This is a genomic window from Sphingomonas flavescens (genome assembly GCF_030866745.1).
In the GTDB taxonomy this organism is placed as follows: Bacteria; Pseudomonadota; Alphaproteobacteria; order Sphingomonadales; family Sphingomonadaceae; genus Sphingomicrobium; species Sphingomicrobium flavescens.
The window spans coordinates 1,532,427-1,558,216 of record NZ_CP133016.1 but is presented as its reverse complement, the minus strand read 5'-3'; the positions used below and the strand labels follow the sequence as shown (position 1 = coordinate 1,558,216).

At 64.2% G+C, this 25,790-nt stretch carries 25 protein-coding genes and 1 tRNA gene; 16 read left to right on the top strand and 10 right to left on the bottom strand.

Translation table 11 applies throughout. The annotated features are described in order from the left end of the window. Positions 1–340 precede the first annotated feature (340 nt). The 3 genes from QU596_RS08005 to scpA all read right to left on the bottom strand — a co-directional run bounded on the left by QU596_RS08005 (position 341) and on the right by scpA (position 5,298). Positions 341–856: a Panacea domain-containing protein gene (locus QU596_RS08005; RefSeq protein WP_308514773.1), complete on the bottom strand. Its 516-nt coding sequence runs from the start codon at positions 854–856 to the stop codon at positions 341–343. Positions 857–950: 94 nt separating this feature from the next. Continuing rightward, on the bottom strand, positions 951–2,960 hold the full coding sequence (locus QU596_RS08000; protein ID WP_308514772.1) for an acetyl/propionyl/methylcrotonyl-CoA carboxylase subunit alpha: 2,010 nt from the start codon (positions 2,958–2,960) through the stop codon (positions 951–953). Positions 2,961–3,171: 211 nt separating this feature from the next. Continuing rightward, complete coding sequence (gene scpA / locus QU596_RS07995) at positions 3,172–5,298, bottom strand: methylmalonyl-CoA mutase (protein ID WP_308514770.1); 2,127 nt, start codon at positions 5,296–5,298, stop codon at positions 3,172–3,174. Positions 5,299–5,418: 120 nt separating this feature from the next. Here scpA and QU596_RS07990 point away from each other — a divergent pair, with 120 nt between their 5' ends. The 4 genes from QU596_RS07990 (at position 5,419) to QU596_RS07975 (ending at position 8,480) form a co-directional block, all read left to right on the top strand. Next, on the top strand, positions 5,419–5,925 hold the full coding sequence (locus QU596_RS07990) for a pyridoxamine 5'-phosphate oxidase family protein (RefSeq protein WP_308514768.1): 507 nt from the start codon (positions 5,419–5,421) through the stop codon (positions 5,923–5,925). Next, positions 5,895–6,320, top strand: coding sequence for a DUF2147 domain-containing protein (locus QU596_RS07985; RefSeq protein ID WP_308514766.1), 426 nt, complete (start codon positions 5,895–5,897; stop codon positions 6,318–6,320). Before QU596_RS07990 ends, QU596_RS07985 begins: the two co-directional genes overlap by 31 nt. A gap of 160 nt (positions 6,321–6,480) precedes the next feature. Further along, positions 6,481–7,776: an ATP-dependent protease ATPase subunit HslU gene (gene hslU, locus QU596_RS07980; RefSeq protein ID WP_308517961.1), complete on the top strand. Its 1,296-nt coding sequence runs from the start codon at positions 6,481–6,483 to the stop codon at positions 7,774–7,776. Positions 7,777–7,883: 107 nt separating this feature from the next. Next, positions 7,884–8,480, top strand: a complete 597-nt coding sequence (locus tag QU596_RS07975; RefSeq protein WP_308514764.1) for a hypothetical protein — start codon at positions 7,884–7,886, stop codon at positions 8,478–8,480. On the opposite strand, the gene QU596_RS07970 is transcribed toward QU596_RS07975, so the two are convergent. Continuing rightward, on the bottom strand, positions 8,455–9,156 hold the full coding sequence (locus QU596_RS07970) for a TIGR02117 family protein (protein WP_308514759.1): 702 nt from the start codon (positions 9,154–9,156) through the stop codon (positions 8,455–8,457). The two genes, QU596_RS07975 and QU596_RS07970, sit on opposite strands and share 26 nt — an antisense overlap. An 86-nt stretch (positions 9,157–9,242) precedes the next feature. Here QU596_RS07970 and QU596_RS07965 point away from each other — a divergent pair. The 9 genes from QU596_RS07965 (at position 9,243) to ligA (ending at position 18,060) form a co-directional block, all read left to right on the top strand. Then, positions 9,243–9,319, top strand: a tRNA-Pro gene (locus tag QU596_RS07965). Between the two features lie 30 nt (positions 9,320–9,349). Then, positions 9,350–9,691 carry a preprotein translocase subunit YajC gene (gene yajC, locus QU596_RS07960; RefSeq protein ID WP_308514757.1) on the top strand — a complete coding sequence of 114 codons (342 nt, stop codon included), beginning with the start codon at positions 9,350–9,352 and terminating at the stop codon, positions 9,689–9,691. After that, the gene (gene secD / locus QU596_RS07955; protein WP_308514755.1) at positions 9,691–11,283 is read left to right on the top strand and encodes a protein translocase subunit SecD; all 1,593 of its coding nucleotides are present in this window, start codon (positions 9,691–9,693) and stop codon (positions 11,281–11,283) included. Before yajC ends, secD begins: the two co-directional genes overlap by 1 nt. Before the next feature lie 10 nt (positions 11,284–11,293). After that, positions 11,294–12,244 (top strand): protein translocase subunit SecF, encoded by a 951-nt coding sequence (gene secF / locus QU596_RS07950; RefSeq protein WP_308514753.1) that lies wholly within the window; start codon positions 11,294–11,296, stop codon positions 12,242–12,244. Positions 12,245–12,324: 80 nt separating this feature from the next. Continuing rightward, positions 12,325–13,128, top strand: a complete 804-nt coding sequence (locus tag QU596_RS07945; protein WP_308514751.1) for an outer membrane protein assembly factor BamD — start codon at positions 12,325–12,327, stop codon at positions 13,126–13,128. Between the two features lie 16 nt (positions 13,129–13,144). After that, the gene (gene recN, locus QU596_RS07940; RefSeq protein WP_308514749.1) at positions 13,145–14,797 is read left to right on the top strand and encodes a DNA repair protein RecN; all 1,653 of its coding nucleotides are present in this window, start codon (positions 13,145–13,147) and stop codon (positions 14,795–14,797) included. After that, positions 14,794–15,306 (top strand): DUF1697 domain-containing protein, encoded by a 513-nt coding sequence (locus tag QU596_RS07935; RefSeq protein WP_308514747.1) that lies wholly within the window; start codon positions 14,794–14,796, stop codon positions 15,304–15,306. Before recN ends, QU596_RS07935 begins: the two co-directional genes overlap by 4 nt. Further along, entirely contained in the window at positions 15,303–16,025 is a 723-nt protein-coding gene (locus QU596_RS07930) for a dienelactone hydrolase family protein (RefSeq protein ID WP_308514746.1), read from the top strand. Before QU596_RS07935 ends, QU596_RS07930 begins: the two co-directional genes overlap by 4 nt. Continuing rightward, a complete protein-coding gene (gene ligA, locus QU596_RS07925) occupies positions 16,018–18,060 on the top strand; it encodes an NAD-dependent DNA ligase LigA (RefSeq protein ID WP_308514744.1) in 2,043 nt (680 codons plus the stop codon). The genes QU596_RS07930 and ligA overlap by 8 nt, the downstream gene beginning before the upstream one ends. Before the next feature lie 3 nt (positions 18,061–18,063). Here ligA and QU596_RS07920 read toward each other — a convergent pair whose 3' ends face one another. From QU596_RS07920 to QU596_RS07900, 5 genes are read right to left on the bottom strand one after another with little or no spacing between them, the layout of a single operon-like run. Further along, entirely contained in the window at positions 18,064–18,615 is a 552-nt protein-coding gene (locus tag QU596_RS07920; protein ID WP_308514742.1) for a hypothetical protein, read from the bottom strand. A 60-nt stretch (positions 18,616–18,675) separates the two neighbouring features. Continuing rightward, positions 18,676–19,554, bottom strand: a complete 879-nt coding sequence (locus tag QU596_RS07915) for a 50S ribosomal protein L11 methyltransferase (RefSeq protein WP_308514740.1) — start codon at positions 19,552–19,554, stop codon at positions 18,676–18,678. Next, positions 19,551–20,471, bottom strand: coding sequence for a subclass B3 metallo-beta-lactamase (gene bla, locus QU596_RS07910; protein WP_308514738.1), 921 nt, complete (start codon positions 20,469–20,471; stop codon positions 19,551–19,553). The genes QU596_RS07915 and bla overlap by 4 nt, the downstream gene beginning before the upstream one ends. Next, complete coding sequence (locus QU596_RS07905; RefSeq protein WP_308514731.1) at positions 20,461–21,165, bottom strand: SDR family NAD(P)-dependent oxidoreductase; 705 nt, start codon at positions 21,163–21,165, stop codon at positions 20,461–20,463. Before QU596_RS07905 ends, bla begins: the two co-directional genes overlap by 11 nt. Before the next feature lie 40 nt (positions 21,166–21,205). Continuing rightward, complete coding sequence (locus QU596_RS07900) at positions 21,206–22,495, bottom strand: methyl-accepting chemotaxis protein (RefSeq protein WP_308514729.1); 1,290 nt, start codon at positions 22,493–22,495, stop codon at positions 21,206–21,208. Between the two features lie 126 nt (positions 22,496–22,621). Here QU596_RS07900 and sdhC point away from each other — a divergent pair, with 126 nt between their 5' ends. From sdhC to sdhA, 3 genes are read left to right on the top strand one after another with little or no spacing between them, the layout of a single operon-like run. Beyond that, positions 22,622–23,017: a succinate dehydrogenase, cytochrome b556 subunit gene (gene sdhC, locus QU596_RS07895; protein WP_308514727.1), complete on the top strand. Its 396-nt coding sequence runs from the start codon at positions 22,622–22,624 to the stop codon at positions 23,015–23,017. Beyond that, entirely contained in the window at positions 23,014–23,409 is a 396-nt protein-coding gene (gene sdhD, locus QU596_RS07890) for a succinate dehydrogenase, hydrophobic membrane anchor protein (protein ID WP_308514725.1), read from the top strand. Before sdhC ends, sdhD begins: the two co-directional genes overlap by 4 nt. Then, positions 23,406–25,205, top strand: a complete 1,800-nt coding sequence (gene sdhA / locus QU596_RS07885) for a succinate dehydrogenase flavoprotein subunit (protein ID WP_308514723.1) — start codon at positions 23,406–23,408, stop codon at positions 25,203–25,205. The genes sdhD and sdhA overlap by 4 nt, the downstream gene beginning before the upstream one ends. On the opposite strand, the gene QU596_RS07880 is transcribed toward sdhA, so the two are convergent. Continuing rightward, positions 25,202–25,723, bottom strand: a complete 522-nt coding sequence (locus tag QU596_RS07880) for a gamma carbonic anhydrase family protein (protein WP_308514721.1) — start codon at positions 25,721–25,723, stop codon at positions 25,202–25,204. The two genes, sdhA and QU596_RS07880, sit on opposite strands and share 4 nt — an antisense overlap. Positions 25,724–25,790 lie beyond the last annotated feature (67 nt).

Here is a 25,790-nt window from a genome sequence, read left to right as displayed (position 1 = left end):
GCCCGATCCGCTAGTTCGCGACTATTATTTAGCCAGGGCGGCCTTGATGTTTCTGACGCATGAACCGACCGAAATCGTGAAAATCGCGGTGAAGCCAGTAATCTCGGCTGCGTCGAGGTGAAGTCTCGCCGGGAACATAACGATGAGCATCAACAGGGCGGCAGCAAAGCATTGCCACCAACCGAATCGCCTGTCGTTTCGCTCTATTATTCGCCAACGTGCGGCTTGTTCGTGCCGTCGAAGTGCCCGTTCCATGCAAAGTCTCGAATGCGCATCGTCAGAGCTTTCGCCGGGCAATCGCCGCTTCAGGGATTCGGCGACCAATGCGTCGGGTGCGAGCTTAGTCATGGACTTGACCGCTGTGGTTTGCGGATAACTCGACGAATTGCGCTTTGATCAAAGCGTGCGGAATTTCTTTTCCCGCCCCTTTGCCTTGCGCGAACACCCTATCCCAAGCGGTCGATTGCTGACGGATCAGAGGCGAAAGTTGGACTACGTCCAGCATAGCATAGAGCATATATGTCCGCGCTACCCAGTCACGATCTTTCGTTTCCAAGGCGGATACAGATTGTGCAGCTTTCGCACTGACCGCGATTGGGAATAGGTCGGCAACCGGTATCTGATGGCGTACTGGTTTAGTCCCCCATGCCCTGAGTGCTTTGGCGAGCAGCCGATATTCCGGACCATCAGCTAGCGCCTCGGGTCTGTCACCGGTCAAAGGCTGGTCAGTAGCGGCGAGACACCAGCCGTGTGCGATGTATGTAAGATCCTGGAGCTGCATCTGATCTAGAAGCCTGCCATCGGCGACCGCTAGTCGGAGGAACTCATTTGCAATCTCAGTAGACCACGCGGGCATGCAACCTCGTGGCGAGGTTACGCAACCGACTAGTCAATAGTCAGAATTATCGGGTCCAGATCGGTCGCACCTGAGCCGATTAGACGGCCAGGAATCACTCGAACTCGACGATGACCTGATCTACGGCAAGGCTATCGCCCGCTTTTGCCGGCGTCGATTTTACCGTTGCTGCCTTCGGCGCACGAAGGATGTTTTCCATTTTCATGGCTTCCATCACAGCGACCGGCTGACCGGGTTCAACCTTGTCGCCGACCGCGACGTCGAGCTTGGTCAGCAGGCCGGGCATGGGTGCGAGAAGCAGGCGCGAGAGGTCCGGCGCCGGCTTTTCGATCATGTGCCGCGACAAGTCGGCGACGTGAAGCGGGAGAACCTGCACTTTGTGCGTGCGGCCGCGCGTCTGGAGTTCCCAATTACGGCCGGTGCGGCGGACCTGGACGATGCGGCGGCGGCCGTCGAGCGTCGCGACCAGCAGGCGCTGACCGGGCTGCCAGCGCCCGACGATGTCGATCAGGTCGCCGTCATCAGTGACCGCGAGCGTCCCGCCCTCGTACGGCTTGATGCGGACTTTGTGCTCTTCACCGCCAATGCGGACGATGCGTTCGCTCGGCAACTGCAGGCGATCGCCCAACTGGTCGCTAATCTCGACGGCGCGTTCGTCGGTGATAACCGAGACCATGCCGGCGATTGCGGTCAGGTCCGCGACCAGCTGTTCGTCCGCCGGCGCGCCTTCGAAACCTTCGGGATATTCCTCGGCAATGAAGCCGGTGGTGATGTTGCCGTCGCGGTAGCGCGGGTGCTGCATCAGCGCGGAGAGGAAATCGACGTTGTCGCTGATGCCGTCGATGACGAACTGGTCGAGCGCCGCGACCTGCGCGTCGATCGCCTCGATGCGGGTCGGCGCCCAGGTCACCAGCTTGGCGATCATCGGGTCGTAGAACATGCTGACCTCGCCACCGTCAGCGACACCGTCGTCGACGCGGACGATGAGATCGTCTTCGCAGATCGGCTTGGACGGCCAGTAGCGGACAAGGCGGCCGGTGCTGGGCAGGAAGCTGCGGTACGGATCCTCGGCATAGACGCGCGTTTCGACGGACCAGCCGTTGATGCCGACGTCGGCCTGGGTGAAGGCGAGCTTCTCGCCGGCGGCGACCCGGATCATCTGCTCGACGAGGTCAAGGCCGGTGATCTCCTCGGTCACCGGATGCTCGACCTGCAGCCGGGTGTTCATCTCGAGGAAGTAGAAGCTCTTGCCGGTGGGATCGGCGCCCGAGACGATCAGCTCGACCGTGCCCGCGCTGTAATAGCCGACCGCTCTAGCCAACGCGACGGCCTGCTCGCCCATCGCCTTGCGCATTTCGGGGGAGACGAACGGGGAGGGCGCTTCCTCGACCACCTTCTGGTGGCGGCGCTGGATCGAGCATTCGCGCTCGTTCAAATAGACGATGTTGCCGTGTTGATCGCCGAGCACCTGGATTTCGATATGGCGCGGCGCTTCGATGAACTTCTCGATGAATACGCGGTCGTCGCCGAAGCTGTTGAGGCCCTCGCGTTTGACGCTCTCGAACCCCTCGCGGACGTCGGTCTCGTTCCACGCGAGCCGCATGCCCTTGCCGCCGCCGCCCGCGGAGGCCTTCATCATCACCGGATAGCCGATGTCGCCGGCGATCTTCACCGCGTCGTCGGTGGTCGCGATGTCGCCGAGGAATCCGGGGACCACGTTGACGCCCGCTTCCTTGGCCAGCTTCTTGGATTCGATCTTGTCGCCCATCGCCGCGATGGCGTTCGGCGGCGGGCCGATGAACGCGATGCCGGCGGCCTTCAGCGCGTCGGCGAAGCTGGTGCGTTCCGACAGGAAGCCGTAGCCGGGGTGCACGGCTTCGGCGCCGGTCGCCTTGCAGGCGTCGATGATGAGATCGGCCTTCAGGTACGATTCCGACGCGGGCGGCGGCCCGAGCCGCACGGCTTCGTCGGCCATCTTTACGTGCGGCGCGCGAGCGTCAGCGTCCGAATAGACGGCGACCGTCTTGATGCCCATGCGCTTCGCTGTGCGGATCACTCGGCAGGCAATTTCGCCGCGATTGGCGATCAGGATTTTCTTGAACATTAGTTCTTTCGACGACGAAGCAGGAACCAATTCCCGGCAAGCAGTACTAGCAGTCCAATGATAAATATGGGGAGAGACGTCGAGCGTTTTGCGGCTTGGCAGGCTTCGACGGGAACACCGCAGTCGCCCATCGTCAAAAAGCCGTCGACCATGACCACTGCCAGAATCCAAAATGCGGAGAAAGCGAACGCATTTACTCGCCTAGGTTCGCTCATTCCGCCGCCTCGTCTAGCGGGGGCCGGTTGTGGCCGAGCAGGCGCAGGACCTCGTCGGCGGCGTCGGCCAGGTTTGTCCCTGGACCGAAGATCGCCTGCACGCCCGCGGCGCGGAGTGCGGCGTAATCCTGCGGCGGGATGACGCCGCCGGCGACGACCTTGATGTCGGCGCGGCCCATGTCCTTCAGCGCTTCGATCATTTCCGGGATTAGCGTCCGGTGCCCTGCGGCGAGCGAGCTGGCGCCAACCACGTCAACGTCATTGTCGATCGCCATTTGCGCGGTTTCGCGCGGCGTCTGAAACAGCGGGCCGGGAACGACTTCGAAGCCCAGATCGGTGAACGCCGACGACACCAGGTTGGCGCCACGGTCGTGGCCGTCCTGGCCCATCTTGGCGACCATGATGCGCGGCTTGCGGCCGAGTCGGTCGGCAACCGAGCGGGTGCCTTCCTCGGCAGCTTTCCAGCGTCCGTCCTGCCGCGCAGTGCCATAGATTCCGCGCACCGGTTCTGGCTTGGTGCCGTAGCGGCCGAAGGCGCGTTCGAGCGCGTCGGAAATTTCGCCGAGTGTGCAGCGAACGCGAGCGGCCTCGACGCTCAGGCGGAGCAGGTTCTCGTTCCCGCGAGCGCCCTGCTCAAGCGCGTCCAGCGCCGCGCGAACCCTGGCTTCATCACGGCCGGCGCGGACCTTTTCGATCTTGGCGATCTGCGACGCGCGGACCTTGGCGTTGTCGACTTCGAGGATCTCGACCGGCGGCTCCTCGGCGAGCCGGTAGCGGTTGACGCCGACGATTGTCGTCTCACCTGTATCGACCTTGGCGGCGCGAGCGGCTGCAGCTTCCTCGATGCGATGCTTGGGCAGACCATCTGCGACAGCCTTGGTCATGCCGCCGTGCGCCTCGACCTCCTCGATCAGCGCCCAGGCTTTTTCTTCCAGCTCGCGGGTGAGCGCCTCGACATAATAGCTGCCGCCGAGCGGATCCGCGACTGCGGTGACGCCGCTTTCCTCGGCCAGGATCAGCTGCGTGTTGCGGGCAATGCGGGCGCTGAAATCGGTCGGCAGCGCGATGGCTTCGTCGAAGCTGTTGGTGTGCAGCGACTGCGTGCCCCCAAGAACGGCCGCCAGCGCCTCGATCGTGGTGCGGATGATGTTGTTGTACGGATCCTGCTCGGTCAGGCTGACGCCGCTCGTCTGACAATGCGTCCGCAGCCGCTTGGACTCGTCCTTCTGCGCGCCGAGGTCAGTCATGATCCGGTGCCACAAAGTGCGCCCCGCGCGGAGCTTGGCCACCTCCATGAACAGGTTCATCCCGATGCCCCAGAAGAAGCTGAGGCGGCCGGCGAAATCGTCGATGGCCAGGCCCTGGGCCTGCGCGGCGCGGACATATTCCATGCCGTCGGCGAGGGTATACGCAAGCTCCTGCACCGCCGTCGCCCCGGCCTCGTGCATGTGATAGCCGCTGATCGAGATGCTGTTGAACTTCGGCATCTCGCGATTGGTGTACGCGATGATGTCGCTGACGATCCGCATGCTCGGCTCGGGCGGGTAGATGTAGGTGTTGCGGACCGCGAACTCTTTCAGGATGTCGTTCTGAATGGTTCCGGTCAGCTTGGCGTGCTCGACGCCCTGTTCCTCGCCGGCGACGATGAAGAAGGCCATCACCGGCAGCACCGCGCCGTTCATCGTCATGCTGACCGACATCTCGCCGAGCGGGATGCCGTCGAACAGCAGTTTCATATCCTCGACTGTATCGATGGCGACACCCGCCATACCGACGTCGCCCGCGACGCGCGGATTGTCGCTGTCATAGCCGCGGTGGGTGGCGAGGTCGAAGGCGACGCTCAGGCCCTTCTGCCCCGCGGCGAGGTTGCGGCGATAGAAGGCGTTGGACTCTTCGGCAGTCGAGAAACCGGCGTATTGGCGGATGGTCCACGGCCGGCCGGCGTACATCGTTGCATAGGGTCCGCGCGTGAATGGTGCGACGCCGGGAAAGCCGCTGTCCTGGCCCTCGCCCGGGCCATAGACGGTCTGCAGTCGAATGCCTTCCACGGTCTCCCGCGACAAATCCTTGCCGCGCGATTCCCTGGCGGCGAGCGCTTCCCAATCCTGTCGTTTATCAGTCACGGCGCGGTCACTAGCGCGCGGTTGGGCCGACCGCCAGCATCACCCGAAGCGGACTCACAAGCCACCTTCGTCGCTCACATGAGTCGTGTTAAGGGTCGGATACCGAGCGAGGAGTTGTTTGTGGAACATCCGGCGATCAGGATCCTGAATGCCAACCGCATCATGGCAATCTCCACGGTCAGGCCGGATGGATGGCCGCACACCACCATCGTCGGATATGCCAATCGAGGCTTCGAATTGCTGTTCATGATCTACCGGTCGGGTCAGAAGTTCGCGAACATCGCCAAGGACGATCGCGTTTCGATCGCGGTCGGCGCGGAGCCGCGTGAGCTCGAACAGTTGCAGGCCGTCTATGCGGGCGCGCATGCCGAAGAGATCACCGACGCGGCGGAGCGCCAGGAGGCTTGGCGGCAGCTGATGCAGCGCCATTCGAACCTGGCAGGATTCTCGATTCCCGAAGAAAGCGAGGCCGTCTTCATGCGCGCGCGCTGCAGGTTCGTTTCAGTGCTCGATTTCACGCAGGGCAAGGGCCACCGCGAACAGCTGCTCCTCGACGATCATGGCACGCCCGTGGAAGCGGATGTCCTGAAGGATGATTGGGGCAAGCAGGCAGAGCAGCACCACTGAACCTTGCTCTGCTCCTTGGAGCGCTCGCGTTCGCGGGCTCTCTCGACGGCTATTGGACCAACGCAGGGCAAAGCGTCGTCGTCCGCATCGCGGATTGCGATAATGGGATGTTTTGCGGAACGGTCGTGACCGCAACGGACGAGGCTCGAGCGGACGCCAGGCGTGGCGGCACGGAAAATCTGATCGGAACTCGGCTGCTGACCGGCGTGGCAGCGCAACGGTCTGGCGGGTGGCGCGGGACATTGTTCGTCCCCGACCTCAATCGGCGGTCGACGGCGGAGCTTCGACTGCTTGACGAAAACCGTCTGCGCATCCGGGGTTGCGCCGTTGGCAAGATCCTGTGCCGGTCGCAGGTATGGTACCGGATCGCCCCACCGACCGACGCCAGTGAGTGACGTTGCTTTTTAGCGCGTGTCGAATGGTCGATTGGCGCATCCGGCCAATTCAGTTCTTTCAGCCGCACTGCTTGAAGAGATTTAGGGTGGTCCCGACATATCGCTTGAGATGAACTATCAAGCGACCATTCCCCAAGACGGCGGGGAGAAAGCCCAAATGTTGAAGGACAAGCTGACACCCAAGGCGATCGTTGCTGCGCTCGACGAGCATATCGTCGGGCAGGACGATGCGAAGCGCGCCGTCGCTGTCGCGCTGCGCAACCGCTGGCGCCGGCAGCAGCTCTCGGCCGAACTGCGCGATGAAGTGACGCCCAAGAACATCCTGATGATCGGCCCCACGGGCTGCGGCAAGACGGAGATCAGCCGGCGGCTGGCGAAGCTCGCAGACGCGCCGTTCGTGAAGGTCGAAGCGACCAAGTTCACCGAGGTCGGCTACGTCGGCCGCGACGTCGAGCAGATCGCTCGCGACCTCGTCGAGGAAGCGGTTCGGCTGGAGCGGGAGCGCCGCCGCGCTCGGGTTCGCAAGGGCGCCGAGGAAGCGGCGATGGAGCGTCTGCTCGATGCGCTCACCGGCAAGGGATCGAGCGAGGCGACGCGGGCCAGCTTCCGCCAGCGCTTCGCCGACGGCAGCCTGGATCAGGCCGAAGTTGAGATCGATGTCGACGAGGCGCCGGCGATGCCGTTCGAGATACCGGGCATGGGCGCGCAGGTGTTCGACCTGAAGTCGATGATGGGCAAGCTGGGCGGCCAGCAGCCGCGCAAGCGACGCAAGCTCAAGGTCCCGGAAGCGTTCAGCCGCCTTACCGACGAAGAGGCGGACAAGCGCCTCGACCCCGACGACATCAACCGCGTCGCGCTAGCGGACGCCGAGGCCAACGGAATCGTCTTCCTCGACGAGATCGACAAAATCGCCGTCAGCGACGTGCGGGGCGGCTCGGTGAGTCGCGAGGGCGTGCAACGCGACCTGCTGCCGTTGATCGAGGGCACAACGGTGGCGACCAAGTACGGGCCGCTTAAGACCGACCATATTCTCTTCATCGCCTCGGGCGCGTTTCACATCGCCAAGCCTGCCGATCTGCTGCCCGAATTGCAGGGCCGCTTGCCGATTCGCGTCGAGCTGAAGGCGCTCACCCAAGAGGATTTCGTCCGCATCTTGTCTGCCACACGAGCCAGCTTGACCGAGCAATATCAGGCTCTGCTGAGCACCGAGGACGTTACCGTGACCTTCGCCGAGGACGGCATTGCTGCGCTCGCGCGTGTTGCGGCGGAGGTTAATGAGGCCGTCGAGAACATCGGCGCACGGCGTTTGCAGACCGTGATGGAGAAGCTGCTCGAGGATATCAGCTTCAGTGCGGAAGACCGGCGCGGCGAAACGCTTGTCGTCGATGCCGCATTTGTCGATCAACAGTTGTCGGGCATTGCGAAAAACGCGGATCTGAGCCGCTACGTACTTTAGATTTCCGTCATCCATCCGACACTTTGAACGACTCGCCGAGGCGTTTGCGTCCAGCTACCGACTTCTTCGTTGTGCCTCCGAGTTTTTTGTAAAATCGGAGATATTTCATGAACTTAGGCACTAAATCATTGCTCACGGCGCTGGCGCTGAGCGGATCGACGGTGGCGCTTGCCCAGGCTGCGCCGACGGTTGCTCCCCAGACTCCGGCGAAGGCCAAGACAACCACCACGCAAAGTACGACGACGGCTCAGCCGGTGACCGACGCCACGGGCACGATGACCGCCGTTCAAAAGACGACTGATACGACGCAGACGACCTCGGAGCAGCCAGCGACGGCAACTTCCCCGACTACCACGAGCACGACGTCGACCACGACGGTGGGCACCGACCCAACAACGGGCGCGCCGGCGGCGACGACGACGACCACGACGACGGAGCCCGCGACCGACGCCAAGGGTGCAGCGGTGACGGCGGCGACTGAAGCCGACTTCAAGGCCGGCGTGCCGGTGTTCGATCAGAAGGGCGGTGTCGTCGGCAAGGTCGAGAGCGTGAGTGCCAAGGGCGCGGTAGTAAGCACCGGCAAGGCGCGCGCTGAAATTCCGACCGCCAGCTTCGGTAAGAACGACAAGGGGCTGGTCATGAGCATGACCAAGGCCGAACTTGAGGCTGCGGCGGCACCTAAGGCCGCCGCGAAGAAGAAGTAACGTTCGAGGCGGGCTCGGTTCGGCGGTAACGCCAGACCAGCCCGCCGACGAAGGGTGGCCAGAGGCTCGTTTCCACACCGGCGAGCCTCAGCCATCCGGCTACGACATTGTTGCAAGTTCGTACCGCGCTCGCCTTACCGCTGGCGCGGTAAAAGGCGTCTGTTCGACCGTAGCCAGGGTGGTCGAGCGGGATCGGACGACCGCTAGGGTCGACCACGAGATCGCTGCGGATTGCCGACCACAACCGGCGGTATTCGGACGGCCGCAGCCGGATCTCACGCACCGCGTAGGACGGGTCGGTCACATATTCGACGTGCATCACGCGCGCTCCACCCGCGAGCGCTGACCAAATGGTGCGGGGCGTAATGTCCCACCAAGTTGGCGTATCCAGATAGACGCGCTCTTCGCCCAAACCGAACGCGATCCACTTGGCTCCGGCGATCGGCGAGGCAAAAGCATCTTGATGAAACAACGGTCGCCAGTCGAGCCCCTGCGCGGATACCGGGAGGATCAGGTCGGCATGAATGCCGTTGTCGGCCAGGTATACGGTCGTTCCGCCAGCAGGCTCGGTCCAATCGCGGTTGACGGGCAACAACGACCCAAGAAGCGCAGCGGCCAGATAGAGCAGCGGCGGCAGCAGAAGCGCGCCAAGCGTACGTTTGAACCACTTACGCAATGCTGTTTTTCTGCGTCGGCGCGGCACTCCGTTCCCCTCCCGCCTTGCCTTGTCGGGTAGCCCTGCCTAGATGCGCCCGGCCAGGTCGGGGCGTAGCGCAGCCTGGTAGCGCATCACACTGGGGGTGTGGAGGTCGCTGGTTCGAATCCAGTCGCCCCGACCAGGTTTCCCAACAGAAAGTCAGCAGGCCCGAATGTCGAACGCACCCTTGTTGATGTTGATGCAGGCGGCACCTGCGGGCCCATCGGGCGCCACCGCGGCCTTTCTGCAGTTCTTTCCGCTGATCGTCATCTTCGGGATCTTTTACATTTTGATGATCCGTCCGCAGCAACGGCGCGTGAAAGAGCATCAGGCGGCGATCAGCGCTATCAAGAAGGGCGACGATATCATCACCGGCGGCGGTATCCGCGGTCGCGTCACCAAGGTCACCGATGACGAAGCGGAGGTCGAAATCGCGCAGGGTGTAAAGGTTCGCGTGATCAAGTCGACGATCAGCACGGTCGTCCGCCCGAACACCAAGCCGGCCAACGACTGATGCTCGATTTCCCGAAGTGGAAGGTGTGGTCGATCGCGGCGGTGATCGCACTCGGCGTTCTGCTGTCGATCCCCAGCCTCCTCGCGGGGACGCCCTATGCGAACATGTGGCCGAAGTGGCTTCCCCAGCACAAGATCAGTCTGGGTCTGGATCTCGCGGGCGGCAGTCACCTGTTGCTTGAGGCCGATGCGGCCGATGCGCAAAAGCAGCGTCTGCAGTCGATGGAAGATTCGGTGTCCACCGAGCTGCGCCGCGATCCGCGCATCGATATCGGCGACATTTCCACGGCAGGTGGCCGTCTGTCGTTCATGGTCCGCAACCCCACGCAGGTCGACGCCGCCGTCGAGCGCATGCGCACGCTGACGCGGCCGGTCGCGCTTACTGGGAACCGGGATTGGGACGTGTCGGTGGTCGATTCGACGCGCGTGGTGCTGACTCCGACGGCATCCGGCACAACGCAGGCGCTCAAGGACGCGATGAGCGTGGCGCGCGATGTTGTCCGCCGCCGTATCGATCCCGGCGGAACCAAGGAAATCACGGTGGTCACGGAGGGCTCGAACCGCGTCCTCGTCGAGGTGCCGGGCGTCGAGAATCCCGACCAGCTCAAGCAGCTGATCGGCCAGACGGCGCGGCTTGAATTTAAGCTGGTCGATCTTTCGGCCAATCCCGCCGACGTTCAGGCGGGCCGCGCGCCCCCGGGCAGTCAGGTGCTGCCGATGGCCGACGGCAGCGGGTTCATGGCCGTGAAACGCCGCGTCATGGTCTCCGGCGAACAGCTGACCGACGCCAAGCAAAGCTACGACCAGGATGGTCGCCCGGACATCTCGATCACGTTCAACAGCGCCGGCGCGCGGCGTTTTGCCCGTGCCACGCAGGAGAATGTCGGCAAGCCGTTCGCCATTATCCTCGATGACAAGGTGTTGTCGGCCCCGAACATCAACGAGCCGATCCTGGGCGGTCGAGCGTCGATCAGTGGCAGCTTTACGGTTCAGTCCGCCAACGATCTCGCCGTCAGCCTTGCATCGGGCAAATTGCCGGTGAAGCTGAACGTAATCGAAGAGCGAAGCATCGGTCCCGACCTCGGGAAGGATTCGATTCACAAGGGCGTGATCGCCAGCCTGATCGGGACGCTAGGCGTCATCATCTTCATGCTGGTGACCTACGGCCGCTTCGGCGTCTACGCGAATATTGCGCTGGTCGTGAACGCGATCCTCATCTTGGCAGGGCTGGCCTTCTTCGGCGCGGCGCTGACCTTGCCGGGCATTGCGGGCTTCATCCTGACGATCGGCGCGGCGGTCGACGCGAACGTGCTGATCAACGAGCGTATTCGCGAAGAAATCCGCCGCGGCCGGCGACTGCTCGACGCAGTGGAGACCGGCTATCGTGAAGCGATGCGGGCCATCTTCGACGCCAACGTCACCCACGTCATCTCGGCCTCGATCATGGCCTATTTCGGTTCCGGCCCGGTGCGCGGCTTCGCGATCGTGCTGCTGATCGGCGTCGTCACGTCGGTCTTCACTGCCGTCTATTTCACCCGCATGCTGGTCGCGCTGTGGCTCCGTCGTGCCCGTCCGCGCACATTGAACATCTAAGGGCTCCGTCATGAAACTGCTCAAGATGGTCCCCGACCATACGAATCTGGACTTCATGCGGTGGCGCAACTTCGCGTTGATCCTGTCGCTGATCGTGACGGTGATCTCGATCGGCTACACCGCCTATCGTGGTCTCAATCTCGGCGTCGATTTCGTCGGTGGCCAGCTGGTGCGCGTGACGTTCCCGCAGCCGGTAGATGTCGAGCAGCTGCGTGAGCGGGTGGACGGTCTGCAACTCGGCGAGGCGGCGATCCAGGAATTCGGCAGCCCGCGCACGGTTCAGATTCGCCTGCCCAAGGCGGCCGGCGGCGATGCGGCTGCAAACGTCGCCGCGACGCGGGTGAAGCAGATGGTGACCGCCCAATATCCGGGTGCAACCATCGACTCCGTCGATACGGTGTCGGGCAAGGTCAGCGAGGAACTGGCACAAAACAGCGCAATCGCCGTGGCGCTCGCGATGCTCGGAATCGCGGTTTACATCTGGTTCCGGTTCGAATGGCAGTTCGGCGTCGGCGCATTGCTGACGCTCGCGCACGACGTGGCGATGACCCTCGGCTTCTTCGCGTTCACCCGGCTGCAGGTCGACCTCAACGTGGTCGCCGCGTTCCTCACCATCGTCGGTTATTCGCTTAACGACACGGTCGTCATTTACGACCGTATTCGCGAAAATCTGCGCAAGTATCGCAAGATGGCGATCCTGCCGCTCATCAACCTGTCGCTCAACGAGACGCTGGCACGCACCGTCGTCACCTCCTTCACCGTGCTGATCGCGCTTGGGATCCTGATGCTGATCGGTCCGACCGTTATCTTCGGCCTGGCGATCGCAATCTTCCTGGGCGTCGTCATCGGTACCTACTCGTCGATCTACATCGCCTCGCCGGTGCTCGTGTGGCTTGGGGTCCAACCGGACAGCTTCCTGAAGGGTGACGAGAAGGAAGATGCCGAGCCGCAGCCCGCCTGAACTGCCGTTCAGCGAAGGCCAAGCTTTGCCCATCCATGCCCCGCTTGGCCTCCCCTGGAGCCCACGCTAATGAGGTCCTCATGCTGAAGTCTTCGCGTTCGATTGCACTCCTGTTCGCGGCCGCCGCGGTCCTGCCGCTCGTCGGCTGCGCGACTGGGAAGACCAAGCGCGATACCGCCTATGTCGCCCGCGACGTGAGCTCGCTCTACACCGCCGCCAAGCGGACGATGGATAATGGCGATTATGAAATGGCCGCCAAGCTGTTCGACGAAGTCGAACGCCAGCATCCCTATTCCGTCTGGGCGCGCCGGGCGCAGCTGATGAGTGCCTTCAATTATTATCTGGCGCGCAAGTATCCGGATGCGGTCAGTTCGGCCCAACGGTTCGTGACCATTCACCCCGGCAACGCCGAAGCGCCGTATGCGCAATATCTGATCGGCATGAGCTATTATCAGCAGATCGACGACGTTTCGCGCGACCAGACGACGACGCAGCAAGCGTCGGACGCCTTCGGCGAGCTGATCCGCCGTTATCCCGAAACGCGATACGCCGACGACGCGCGCCTCAAGCTCGACCTCATCAAGGATCACCTTGCGGGCAAGGAGATGGAGGTCGGCCGCTTCTACCAGCGCTCCGGCCAATGGCTGGCGGCGACTTACCGCTTCCGGTCAGTGATCGACAATTACCAGACGACGACGCACGCGCCCGAAGCGCTGGAGCGGCTGGTCGAATGTTATCTCGCGCTCGGCGTCCCGGCGGAAGCACAGAAGGCCGCGGCGGTGCTCGGCCGTAACTATCCGGAGTCGAGTTGGTACAAGCAGTCGCTGAAGCTGCTCGGCCAGGAGAACCGCCAGACCCAGCGGCGGACCGCGTCGCGCAAGTGACTCCCGGGCGAGTGCCATGCTGAGGCAGCTCGCCGTCAATAACATCGTGCTCGTTGAGCGGCTTGAATTGGAATTTCAGCCGGGTCTTGGCGTGCTCACGGGTGAGACGGGTGCGGGAAAATCCATCCTGCTCGATGCGCTGGGCCTGGCGCTTGGTGCGCGCGCCGACACGGGGCTCGTTCGCGCAGGACAGGACAGTGCGTCTGTATCCGCCGAGATTGACTTGCCGCCGGACCACGCCGCATTCGCGGTCCTGCGGGAGCAGGGCATCGATCCTGAGCCGGGTGAGCCGGTGATTATTCGCCGGACCGTCAAGAGCGATGGTGGCAGCCGCGCCTTCGTCAGCGGGGCAAGCGTGCCAGCTGGACTGCTGCGTGAGCTTGGGTCGGCGATGATTGAAATCCACGGTCAGCATGACGATCGGGGATTGCTCAATCCAAAGGGCCACCGCGCCCTGCTCGATGTTTTCGGTAGCCTTGACGGGACCGTGGTCGGGCGTGCGTGGGCGCAGGTCACGCGCATTGAGGCTGACCTGCTTGAAGCGCGGGCGGCGGCCGCGAGCGCCGAACGGGATCGCGAGTGGCTGGAGCATGCCTCGGCAGAGATCGAGGCGCTTGGACCCGAGGAAGGCGAAGAGACAAGGCTGGCGGAAGACCGGGCTTCGATGCAGGCCGGCATGAAGGCGGGGGAATCGCTGACGGGGCTGGACGAGCTTCTCGGCGGATCCGACGGCGCGCTGGCGCAATTGCGGCAGGCGGCGCGGCGGATCGAACGCGGGGCGGCGGATCATCCCCTTCTCGGCGAGGCGCTGGCGGCACTCGACCGCGCGGTGATCGAAACCAGCGAGGCCGATGACCGAATTGCGCGTGCAGCCGAAGCAATGGCGTTCGATCCTGCCCGGCTGGATCAGGTGGAGGCGCGGTTGTTCGACATCCGCGGGCTGGCGCGAAAGCATCGCGTGGAGCCGGACCAGCTCGCGGTTCTCGGGGCGCAGATGCGCGAGCAGTTGTTAGCCATTGAGGCTGGCGGAGCGAGGATTGACGAACTGGATGTGCAGCTGGCCGAAGCCCGCCGTGCGTTCGGCGAAGCGGCGTTGGCGCTGAGCCAGCAACGGATCGAGGCCGCCGCGCGTCTGGATGCTGCCGTGATGGCCGAACTGCAGCCTCTGAAGCTGGAGGCGGCGCGGTTCCGCACGGCAGTAACGCCTGCGGAAGCGGGACCGTCGGGTACAGATCGCGTAGAGTTTGAGGTGTCGACCAATCCGGGCGCGCCCTTCGGCGCTCTCACGCGCATCGCATCGGGCGGCGAGTTGTCGCGCTTCATCCTGGCGCTGAAGGTCGCGCTGGCTGAAGCCGGCGGCGCAGCGACGATGATCTTCGACGAGATCGATCGCGGGGTCGGCGGCGCGGTTGCCAGCGCCATTGGCGACCGGTTGGCGCGGCTGTCGGAACGCAGCCAGGTGCTGGTCGTCACCCACTCCCCGCAGGTTGCGGCCCGGGCCGCGCATCACTTTAGGATCGAAAAGGCCAGCGGACCGGACGGCACGCGTACTACGGTTCGCAAGTTGAGCGAGGACGAGCGCCGCGAGGAAATCGCCCGGATGCTGTCGGGTGCCTCGGTCACGGAGGAAGCCCGCGCCCAGGCCGCGCGCCTGCTCGACGCTGCATGACCGCCTATGTCGCGCTGCTGCGCGGGGTGAACGTCGGCGGCCGCCAGCTCAAGATGACAGACCTCAAGGCCTTCGCGGACAAGCTCGGCTACGAATGTGTGCGGACTTATATCGCCAGCGGCAACCTGCTGTTCGTCAGCAGCGCCGCCGAGGCCGAAGTGAAAGATCAGCTGCAAGCGGCGCTCAAGTCGCATTTCGGTAAGCCGCTGGAGGTGATGATCCGGACGGCAGCGGAGATGAAGGCGGTCGCAGATGCCAATCCGTTCGCCGACGAGCCCGGCAATCGGGTCGTCGCTATCTTCTACGACGAACCTCAATCCGACGAAGCGATCGATTCCGTGCGGAATGTCGACGACGAACGACTGGCGCTCGGCAAACGCGAAATCTATGTCCATTTTCCCAGCGGTCAGGGCCGGTCGAAGCTGAAGCTCGGCGGCAAGGCTCTCGGCACCGCGCGGAACATGAACACCGTGGCCAAGCTGGCCGAATTGGCAAGGGAAATGGAATGAGCAGAGAGCGCCCGGTCCCGCACAATTTTGAGGGCGAAGAGCTGGAGAGCGTCTTCGTCGGCCGCCGCGACGGACAGGCGCGGCCGACGGTCGTCCTGATCCCCACGGTGATGGGCGTGTCGGACCTCGAAATCGGATTCGGCCGGCAGCTGGTCGAACTAGGTTACAATGCTCTGGTCGCCGACCTGTTCGGCAAGGAGTTTCATGGTGCTCCCCGTGACACCATGTTCGGAGAGATGGGGCGGCTGAAGTCGGATCGCACCGCGCTGCGCCGCCGGATGGAGCATGTGCTCGAGCTGGCTCGCGGTCTCGGCGAAGTGCAGGACGGCCAGATCGTCGTTGCAGGATACTGCTTCGGCGGCCTGTGCGCGCTCGACCTCGCGCGAAGTGGCGCGGACATCGTTGCTGCCGTCAGCTTCCACGGTCTCTTCGATCCGCCGGGGCTGCCGAGCGAGAAGATCCGCGCCAAGGTCGTCGCCTTCCACGGCTGGGACGATCCGATGGTCCCGCCGGACGCGGTCGTCGCGCTGGGCAAGGAACTGACCGGGGGCGGTGCCGACTGGCAGATCCATGCCTACGGCCACGTCGGTCACGGCTTCACCAATCCGCACGCCAGCAAGCTGCAGATCGACGGCGTAGCCTATAACCAGCTGGCCGCTGAGCGGTCCTGGACCAGCTTCATCAACTTGCTTGAGGAATTGTTCGCCGCGGATGCCTGAGGCGCGCGCGCCAGGCGAGGCTGAGGCCGCCAATCGCTTGATGCGATTGGCGAAGGAGATCGCGCGGCACGACATGCTCTATCACGACCAGGACGCGCCGGAGATTTCCGACGCCGATTATGACGCGCTCGTTCGTGAGAATCGCGCGCTGGAGGAACGCTTCCCGCATCTTGTCCGCGCGGACTCCCCGTCGAAAAGGTTGGGCGCGGCCCCCACCGGCGCTTTGGCCAAGATCACGCATGCGCGGCCGATGCTCAGCCTGGACAACGCGTTTTCCGATGAGGAGGTGCGTGAGTTCGTGGCGCGGGTGCGCCGTTTTCTGAGCCTGCCCGCCGACGAAGCGGTGGCGTTGACGGCCGAGCCGAAGATCGACGGCCTGTCGTGTTCGCTTCGATACGAAAACGGAAAACTCGTCCTGGCTGCCACTCGCGGCGACGGGGCGGTCGGCGAAGACGTGACGCCCAACGTGCGCACCATAGCCGACATCCCCCAACAGCTGAGCGGCGCTCCGGCCGTACTGGAAGTGCGCGGCGAGGTGTACATGTCCAAGGCCGACTTTGCCGCGCTAAACGAGCGGCAAGAGGCAGCTGGCGGCAAGATTTTCGCCAATCCGCGCAATGCTGCGGCGGGCTCCCTGCGGCAGAAGGACGCAGGCATTACCGCCGCCCGTCCCCTGCGCTTCCTCGCTCATGGCTGGGGCGAACTGAGCGAGCCTCTGGCCGCAACGCAAATGGCGGCGATGCAGCGGATCGCCAGCTTCGGCATTCCGGTCAGCAATCTATTGCAGCGATGCGACGGCGTTGATCAGGCGCTCGATCACTATCGTGCGATCGAGCATGCACGTGCCGACCTGCCGTTCGACATCGACGGCGTTGTCTACAAGGTCGACCGGCTTGACTGGCAGGAGCGGCTTGGCTTCGTCGCGCGAGCACCGCGCTGGGGACTGGCGCACAAGTTCCCCGCCGAGAAAGCCGAGACGACCTTGGAAGCGATCGACATTCAGGTCGGGCGCACGGGCAAGCTGACGCCGGTCGGACGGCTGAAGCCGGTTGGCGTCGGCGGCGTGATGGTGGCGAACGTCACTCTTCACAATCGCGACGAGATCGAGCGGCTGGGGCTGCGCGTCGGCGACCGCGTCCGAATCCAGCGCGCGGGCGATGTGATTCCGCAGGTCGTCGAGAATCTGACGCGCGAGGAGCCGCGTCAGGCCTTTGTGTTTCCCGACCACTGCCCAATGTGCGATTCCGAAGCCGTCGCCGAGGAAGGCGAGGTCGACGTCCGCTGCACCGGCGGCCTGATCTGCCCGGCGCAGCGGTTCGAGCGGCTCCGCCACTTCGTGTCCCGCGGTGCGCTCGACATCGAAGGCTTGGGCGAGAAGAGCATCGCGGAGTTTATCGAGCTTGGCTGGCTGCATTCGCCGGCCGACATCTTCCGCCTGCGTAGGCATCGCGCCGACCTGCTCGGTCGCGAGGGCTGGAAGGAGAAATCGGTCGACAATCTTTTGGCGGCGATTGAGGCCAAGCGGGCTCCGGACGGCCCACGGTTTCTATTCGGGCTCGGCATCCGCCACGTAGGGATCGTCACCGCGCGCGATTTGCTCAAGTGCTTTGGAACCGTCGAGGAACTGCGCCGCGCGTCTGAGGCAGAAGGCGGACAGGCTGAACTGTCCGGCGTCCAGGGCGTCGGCCCAGTGGTTGCCGAGGCTTTAGTCGACTTCTTCCACGAGGAGCACAATCGAACAGCGCTCGACGACTTGCTCTCGGAGGTGAGGCCGGCGCCTTACGTCAGCGATGCCCGGCAAACCGAGTGGACGGGCAAAACGATCGTCTTCACCGGAAGCTTGGAAACCATGAGCCGCGATGAAGCCAAGGCGCAGGCGGAGCGGCTTGGCGCGCGGGCCGCCGGATCGGTCAGCGCAAAGACCGACCTCGTGGTCGCGGGGCCCGGTGCCGGCTCGAAGCTCAAGAAGGCGGAGGAACTTGGCGTCCGCGTCGTCAATGAAGCCGAGTGGGCCGAAATCGTCGCTGGCGCCTGACGCTCACCAGCCGAGCACGAAAGCTCCGAGCACGTAATAGAGGCAAAGGGCCGCGAGCAGGGCCGTGTCGACCCACTTGTTGCGGGTGAACATCAGCGCGAGCAGCGGCACCCAGTAGAATGCCTGCGTGATGTAGAATCCGGCGTCAAAATTGCCCATCGCGACCACGAAACCCTGCGCGATCACGGCCGCGTTGGCGAGAATGATGCCGGGCAAAACGTACCGCTTCCGCGCCCAATAATGCTCGTCGAGCGACTTCCAGTTGCCGTCTTCCTTGGGGAACACCTGGGTCGCGGCGAAGAAGTAGCAAAGTGACAGCCCCAGCCCGAAATACATGGATGCGTAGCTGATGTGGAAATGCGCTCGCGCGCGCCACGCCCAGATCCAGAAGCTGGTGATGTCGAGCAGGATGAAGGTGCCGAGCAGCGGCGTCAGCAGCCCGATGTGCCGGCCGTTTCGCTCACTGATTGCATCGGCGCAGCGGATGATGACCGTGCCGGCGGAAAGGCTCAGCAGCAGCCCGTAGAACGAATAATAGAAATCGAACTCGCCCATCCGCGCATCCCCCCGGAGCGCTTGCTGGCACGGCAGTTCAAGCGCGACAAGGTCGGCCGGTCAGGCCTTCCGGCAAACGACAACCGGCCATTCGGCCGCACTGCGGTACTCCAGCGGGCAGCCAACCGCCGCGTAGGCGGCGATCACATTGTCGGCCTGGGTGTCGAGCAGGCCCGCAAGGATGATCCTCCCGTCTTGCTCAACGGAACCAGCGAACGCAGCTGCGAACTCGATCAACGGTCCGGCCAGGATGTTGGCGATCAGGAGGTCGAAAGGCGCGCGCGCAGTCAGGACTGGCGAGTCCAAGCCGTCGGCCACCGCCAGGAGTAGCTCGCCCGGGCCGTGCCCCAGCGCGACACTGTTGATTGCCGCATTGTCGCGAGCCACGTCAACGGCGACCGGGTCGACATCGGTGGCGATGCAGCGGGCCTCCGGCCACAACGCCATCGCCGCGAAGGCGAGCAGCCCGGTCCCGGTGCCGATGTCCGCGACATTGGAGAATTGCGCGCCATCGCGTTCCAGCTGGTCGAGTACTGCGAGGCAGCCGCTGGTCGTTGCGTGCTGGCCGGTCCCAAAAGCCAGTCCTGCGTCAATCTCGAAGCTGACTCGATCGGGTTCGGGCCGATAGGTCGGCGTGTGGACCGTGAAACGGCCGGCGTGGATCGGCTCCAGGCCTTGCTGGCTCATGGTCACCCAGTCATCCTCGCCGAGCGCCTCGACCTTCGGCGCACCCGACCCCAGGCTTGCGAGCGCGGCAACCTCTTCCGGTGTCGGTTCATGCTCGAGATAGGCGTGGATCAGCCAGTCGTCGGGACGCGATTCATCAGGCTCATCCGCCACCAGCACGGGCGGGCTTTCGCCGAATGCGGGCAAATCCTCCAATTGTTCGATCGCTTCTCCCTGCGCGCGATTACAGGGAATTGTGACGCGCCAACTCACTTGGCGGGTGCCACGGCAGCTTCCTTGGCTAGCCGCTCATCCAAATCCTTTGTCTTCGCTGCGGCGTAGGCCTTGCACGCATTTTCATCGAGCAAAGGCCGGCCAAGCGCGAAACGCTGCGGCATCTGGCTCGCGGACGGATGAGGCGTGATCAGGATCTCGCACGGGCTCGTCGCAACCTTCGCAATCGAGGCGCGGTAGGCGGTCAGCCATGCCGGATGATCACTGAAGCGATAGCCATCGCGGCTCACCGGGCTGAGGCTGTCGGCATACAAGATGGTCCGACACACGCCGCCGTCGCAGCTGACCCAGCGCCAGCTTAGCGCGCCAGCGGTATGTCCGGGGGTCGCGATCGCTGTGAGCATCAGGTTGCCAAGCCGGACTTCCTGTCCGTCGACCACGGTGCGGCCGACGGGGACCGGGGGAAACGGCTTCAGCAAACCCGCCTGGGGGTCGTTCGCGTCGACCGTCCCGGTCTCCAGCACCTTCTTCGCCGGCACGGATGTTACGACGGTCGCGCCGCTCGCACGCTGTAGCTGCGCGATACCGCCGACGTGATCCAAGTGCTCGTGGCTGGTTAGGATGAAGCGGACGTCGCGAATGTCATAGCCGAGCTTGCGGATGTTGGCGGCGATCACATCCGCGGCCGCCTCCGGCCCTCCGTCGATCAGGATGTCGCCTTGGTCGCCGACGATGAGGATCGACGATATGCCGCAAGTGCCTACTTCGTAGGTGTTCGCGTGAATGCGGACGGGGGGCGCCGGCTTGTTCCAGTCGTCAGAGCCGTCGCAGGCGAGCGCCCAGCGCGGCCCCGCCGTTTCGATCGGCGCGCGTGGCTGCTCGATGACGCGCGGGGGCTTGCCGAGGGGAACGACGATGTTTTGCATCGCGGCGAGAAGGACGAGGCTAGCGAACATAGCTTGCCCCATTCACGTCAACGACATTGCCCGTCGATGAAGCAGGCGCGTCGACCGATAGCCAGCGGATGACTTCGGCGACCTCGTCGGTCGAGGCAACGCGGCCCAGCGGAATGTCGGCGAGGATTTTCGCGCCGCCGCGGCCCTGCAGATATTCGGCGGTCATCTCCGACACGGTGAAGCCCGGCGCGACGCCGAAGCAGAGGATGCCGTCCGCTGCATAACCGCGCGCGACGGTCTTAGTCATGCCGATCATCCCCGCCTTGGACGCGGCATAGTGCCAATGCTGCGGGCTATCCCCGCGATAGCCGGCGCGGCTGGCGATGTTGACGATCCGGCCTTCTCCGCCACGGTCGAGGAAATGTGAGACCGCGAGCCGGCACAGGTCAGCGGCCGCTTGCAGGTTGATGGTCATCGTCCGCGACCAGGCGGCGTGCCATTCCTCGTCGGGCGCATTGTCGGACACGGCTTCATAGACGCCGGCGTTGTTGACGAGGACGTCGATCCGGCCGTCGAGCTCATCGAGCGCAGTGTCCCAGATGTTGCGCGGCGCGGCCGGGTCCATCAGGTCCCCGGCAATCAGCGTGTCGCTGCCGAGCGTCGAATGTCCCACGACCCGATGGCCATTCTTCTTGAGCAAGGCATAGGCGGCGCCGCCGATGCCGCGGCTCGCGCCGGTGATCAGGATGTTCATGGGGCGGCTATATCCCGCCCCCGCGATCAACGGGAGAGGTTTAGGCGGCCATCCCGTTGACGAATGCGCGAGCGGTGGAATTGAAGTTCGCGATCTGCTCGGAGAAGCGGCCGAAGCCCTGCTCGACCTGATCGATGTCGGTCGCGACGTTCTCGGTGTCGGCGCGGATGGCGGCAATGGTCGAGCTCATCGAGTCGGCCGCGAGCGCGGTCTCGTCGACGGCGGCGGTGATCATGGTCACCGTCTGCGCCTGCAATTCCATCGCCTCGCGGATGCGGTCGGCGGAGTGCTGCACTTCTTCGACCGTATCTTCGATCGACCCATTGGCTTCCACCGTCTGGCGGGTGGCCTGCTGGATCGCGGTGATCTTGGCGGTAATATCGTCAGTCGCCCGCGCCGTCTGCGAGGCGAGACTCTTCACCTCTTGGGCCACGACGGCGAAGCCACGACCGGCATCGCCCGCACGGGCCGCTTCGATCGTGGCGTTCAGGGCGAGGAGGTTGGTCTGGCCCGCGATGTCGCGAATCAGGCTCAAAATGGATTCGATAGCTTCGACGTGCGCCGACAGCGCCTGGCTGACCTTCACGGCCTGGCTGGCCTGGTCACCGGCGCGCGTGGCGACGCCTGCCGCGACTTCCACCTCGGTCCGCGCATCCTCGATCGCCCTGATCAGGCCGGCGGCCGTTTGCGCGGCTTCGCGCATGGCGACCGCCGATTGTTCAGCAGCGGCCGCCACTTCACTCGTTTTGCTCAACATTCCCCGCGCCGAAGCGGCGGTCGAACGCGTGCGTTCGGTCAGCGACTTGGACTGTTCCGTGCTGGCCCGGACAAGATCCGACACGCGGCGCTCGAACTCGCCATTTTCACGGCCGCGGCGATCGGCGGCATCGTTGGCTTCGAGCAGGGAGACCTGCGCCAGAATGATGTCAGTCTCCGCCTGGCTGACACGGTGGAATGCGCACAGCAGTTCCTCCATCTTCTCGGTGTCATCGGCATAGCGCTCGACGATCCGGGCGACGATCCGGCTGGCTGCTTGGCTCTTCGCGACCATATAGGCGGGGACCGATGTGCGTTCGGCGTAGATTTCGCGGCCGTAGCCGGCCATGTTCTGGATCCAGGTGGCGTCCACGCTGGCCGCATAAGCGGCGGAGAAACGCTCGGCGCGCTGCTTCCCGAATTGCGAAACGACTTCGGAAGCGATGATGTCGGCGACATTGTCGCGCAGCAGCTTGACGTCGCGATCAAGGGACTTGTCGCCATTGTAGGCCGCCAGCCGCGCATTCACCTGCTCGTCGGTCAGACGCTGCAGCTGTCCAGTGTCGGCACCCATCCGTTCAATCTCCGTCGTCGCGCTTGATCTGTGTGACACCGTCCATGCGCCGCGAATGGTTAAGACCGGGTTAGGCCGAAGTGCCGAACTTGCCTCTCGCGGGAGGGGGTCTTAAGCGGCTCGGCCATGAGCAACGCATCAAGCCGGCCACTGTCGCCGCACCTGTCGATCTGGCGATGGGGCCCGCACATGGCCGTTTCCATCTTGCATCGCGCCACTGGGATCGCGCTGACGTTCGCCGGCCTGGGGCTTTTGACCTGGTGGCTGTGGGCGCTGGCCGATGGCGCCGAAAGTTATGCTGCGTTCAGTAAGGCTGCGGCTCATCCGCTCGGTCTGGTCGTACTGATCGGCCTGACCTGGAGCTTCTTTCAGCATCTGCTGTCGGGCATTCGTCACCTCATCATGGATACCGGCCAGGGCTTCGAGCTGGGCGTCAACAAGACGATGGCGATCCTGACCATCGTCGGCTCACTGATCCTTACGGCGCTCGTCTGGTTCTATCTGCTGGGGGGCGCACGATGAGCTTGGGCAAAAGCGCAACGCCGCTCGGCCGCGTCCGCGGGCTGGGCTCCGCTCATCACGGCGGCGAGCATTGGCTGACCGAGCGCGTCACCAGCATTGCCTTGCTGCTGCTTGGCGTGTGGCTGATTGCTTCGCTGCTGTTCCTGCCCCAGCTTGACCAGCGCACCGTCCTTGAATGGCTGCGCGCACCGAGCGCGGCAGTGCCCATGGCCCTGCTGATCATCATCGGTTTCAAGCACGCGCTCGATGGCGTGAAGGTGGTCATCGACGATTACGTGCATGAGCCGGGAAATAACTTCGCGCTCAACACATTCATGCTTTTCCTCGCGGTCGGCGGCGGCGCACTGGCGCTGTTCGCGCTCGCCCGCATTGCTTTCGGGACTGTCGCGTGACCGCCTACAAGATTGTCGATCATACCTATGATGTCGTCGTTGTCGGCGCCGGCGGCGCGGGTCTTCGCGCGACCATGGGCGCCGCTGAAGCGGGCCTGAAGACGGCCTGCGTCACCAAGGTCTTCCCGACCCGCAGCCACACTGTCGCCGCGCAGGGTGGCATCGCTGCCGCACTGGGCAACATGGGCCCGGACAGCTGGCAATGGCATATGTACGACACCGTCAAGGGCTCCGACTGGCTCGGCGACCAGGACGCGATCGAATACCTCTGCCGCGAGGCACCGGCCGCCGTCGTCGAGCTTGAGCATATGGGCCTGCCTTTCAGCCGCACGGCCGACGGCCGCATCTATCAGCGCGCGTTCGGCGGCATGACGCAGAACATGGGTGAAGGCCCTCCAGCTCAGCGTACCTGCGCGGCTGCCGACCGCACCGGGCACGCGATGCTGCACACGCTCTATTCGCAGAGCCTGGCGCACGACGCGGACTTCTTCATCGAATATTTCGCCATCGACCTGATCATGGACGATGGCGTGTGCCGCGGCGTGGTCGCATTGTGCCTGGACGACGGGTCGATCCATCGCTTCCGCGCGCAGTCTGTCGTCCTGGCGACCGGCGGCTATGGCAAGGTCTATTACACGGCGACCTCCGCGCACACCTGCACCGGCGACGGCAATGCGATGGTGCTCCGTGCCGGTCTGCCGCTGCAGGACATGGAGTTCGTCCAGTTCCACCCGACCGGCATCTACGGTGCCGGCGTGCTGATCACCGAAGGCGCGCGCGGCGAAGGCGGCTACCTCACCAACGCCAATGGCGAGCGGTTCATGGAACGCTATGCGCCGAGCGCGAAAGACCTCGCCAGCCGCGACGTCGTCTCACGCTCGATGGCGATGGAGATCCGCGAAGGCCGCGGCGTGGGTGAGCATAAGGATCACATTTTCCTTCACCTCGACCACATCGACCCGAAGATCCTGCACGAGCGGCTGCCGGGTATCACCGAGACGGCCAAGACGTTCGCCGGTGTCGACCTGACGCGCCAGCCGGTGCCCGTCGCGCCGACGGTCCACTACACAATGGGCGGCATCCCGACGAACTACCACGGCGAGGTCGTCACGTTGAAGGACGGCAATCCGGATGCGGTCGTGCCCGGCCTGTTCGCGGTCGGCGAGGCCGCCTGCGTCAGTGTCCACGGCGCTAACCGCCTTGGCTCGAACAGCCTCATCGACCTTGTCGTGTTCGGCCGCGCCGCCGGCAAACGCCTTGCCGAGGTCGTGAATCCCGGCGCGATCCAGCCGTCGCTGACCGACGCCTCGTCCGAATTGGCGCTGTCGCGTTTGGATAAATTCCGTCATGCCGAAGGTAGCAGCTCGACGGCCGATATCCGCCTCGACATGCAGCGGACGATGCAGGCGGATTGCGCGGTCTTCCGCACCGATCGAACCTTGAGCGAAGGCGTATCGAAGATCGATGCAGTGTACGACCGGATGAAGGACATCCATGTCACCGACCGCAGCCTGATCTGGAATAGCGACCTTATCGAAACGTTGGAACTCGACAACCTCATCGGCCAGGCGGTCGTCACCATGCATTGCGCCGCCAACCGCAAGGAAAGCCGGGGCGCGCACATGCAGGAAGATTACCCGAAGCGCGACGATGCGAACTGGATGAAGCACACGGTTGGCTGGTTCGACGGCTGGGGCGGGTCCGGTGGCGGCGTGAAGATAGATTACCGCCCGGTGCACGAATACACGCTCACCAAAGACGTCGAGTATATCAAGCCCAAGGCGCGGGTGTACTAAACCTTGCGTAACGCCGCGCGGTAGTGCGCGGCTTTCTCGGCATAATGGCGCGCGCTTTCACGCAGCATCGCGCGCTCCTGGTCGCTCAGCTCGCGGACGACGCGCGCGGGTGATCCGACGATCAGGCTGCCCGCAGCAAAGCGCTTGCCTTCGGTGACGATCGCGCCGGCGCCCACGATGCACTCGGTCTCAATGATCGCGCCGTTCAGGACGCGAGCCCCCATCCCGATCAAACAGTCGTCGGCAATCGTGCAGCCATGAAGGATCGCCTGGTGGCCGATGGTGACCCGCGCGCCGATCGTCAGCGGGAAGTCCGCATCGCTATGCCCGACCGCGCCGTCCTGAAAATTCGTTTCGTCGCCGAGGATCAGTGGTGTGTTGTCACCTCGCAGCACGGCCCCGAACCATACGCTCGCGCGTGACCCCAGCCTCACATCGCCGATCAGGTCGGCCGAAGGAGCGGCCCAGGCGCCATCGCCGAGTTTCGGGCGCCGATCATCGATTTCGTAGGACGGCATGAATCCATTTTAACGCGGGCTTGGCGCAAAAGAGAAGGCCGGGCAGGATTGCTCCCACCCGGCCTTC

Excerpts from the sequence above, each read along its gene's own strand:
- recN (WP_308514749.1), top strand. The coding sequence starts at position 13,145 with ATGCTGAGGCAGCTCGCCGTCAATAACATCGTGCTCGTTGAGCGGCTT.
- secD (WP_308514755.1), top strand. The coding sequence starts at position 9,691 with ATGCTCGATTTCCCGAAGTGGAAGGTGTGGTCGATCGCGGCGGTGATC.
- QU596_RS07945 (WP_308514751.1), top strand. The coding sequence starts at position 12,325 with ATGCTGAAGTCTTCGCGTTCGATTGCACTCCTGTTCGCGGCCGCCGCG.
- sdhC (WP_308514727.1), top strand. The coding sequence starts at position 22,622 with ATGAGCAACGCATCAAGCCGGCCACTGTCGCCGCACCTGTCGATCTGG.
- bla (WP_308514738.1), bottom strand. The coding sequence starts at position 20,471 with ATGTTCGCTAGCCTCGTCCTTCTCGCCGCGATGCAAAACATCGTCGTT.
- sdhD (WP_308514725.1), top strand. The coding sequence starts at position 23,014 with ATGAGCTTGGGCAAAAGCGCAACGCCGCTCGGCCGCGTCCGCGGGCTG.
- secF (WP_308514753.1), top strand. The coding sequence starts at position 11,294 with ATGAAACTGCTCAAGATGGTCCCCGACCATACGAATCTGGACTTCATG.
- yajC (WP_308514757.1), top strand. The coding sequence starts at position 9,350 with ATGTCGAACGCACCCTTGTTGATGTTGATGCAGGCGGCACCTGCGGGC.
- ligA (WP_308514744.1), top strand. The coding sequence starts at position 16,018 with ATGCCTGAGGCGCGCGCGCCAGGCGAGGCTGAGGCCGCCAATCGCTTG.
- QU596_RS07900 (WP_308514729.1), bottom strand. The coding sequence starts at position 22,495 with ATGGGTGCCGACACTGGACAGCTGCAGCGTCTGACCGACGAGCAGGTG.
- QU596_RS07975 (WP_308514764.1), top strand. The coding sequence starts at position 7,884 with ATGAACTTAGGCACTAAATCATTGCTCACGGCGCTGGCGCTGAGCGGA.
- QU596_RS07880 (WP_308514721.1), bottom strand. The coding sequence starts at position 25,723 with ATGCCGTCCTACGAAATCGATGATCGGCGCCCGAAACTCGGCGATGGC.
- QU596_RS07920 (WP_308514742.1), bottom strand. The coding sequence starts at position 18,615 with ATGGGCGAGTTCGATTTCTATTATTCGTTCTACGGGCTGCTGCTGAGC.
- QU596_RS08005 (WP_308514773.1), bottom strand. The coding sequence starts at position 856 with ATGCCCGCGTGGTCTACTGAGATTGCAAATGAGTTCCTCCGACTAGCG.
- QU596_RS08000 (WP_308514772.1), bottom strand. The coding sequence starts at position 2,960 with ATGTTCAAGAAAATCCTGATCGCCAATCGCGGCGAAATTGCCTGCCGA.
- QU596_RS07930 (WP_308514746.1), top strand. The coding sequence starts at position 15,303 with ATGAGCAGAGAGCGCCCGGTCCCGCACAATTTTGAGGGCGAAGAGCTG.
- QU596_RS07935 (WP_308514747.1), top strand. The coding sequence starts at position 14,794 with ATGACCGCCTATGTCGCGCTGCTGCGCGGGGTGAACGTCGGCGGCCGC.
- QU596_RS07905 (WP_308514731.1), bottom strand. The coding sequence starts at position 21,165 with ATGAACATCCTGATCACCGGCGCGAGCCGCGGCATCGGCGGCGCCGCC.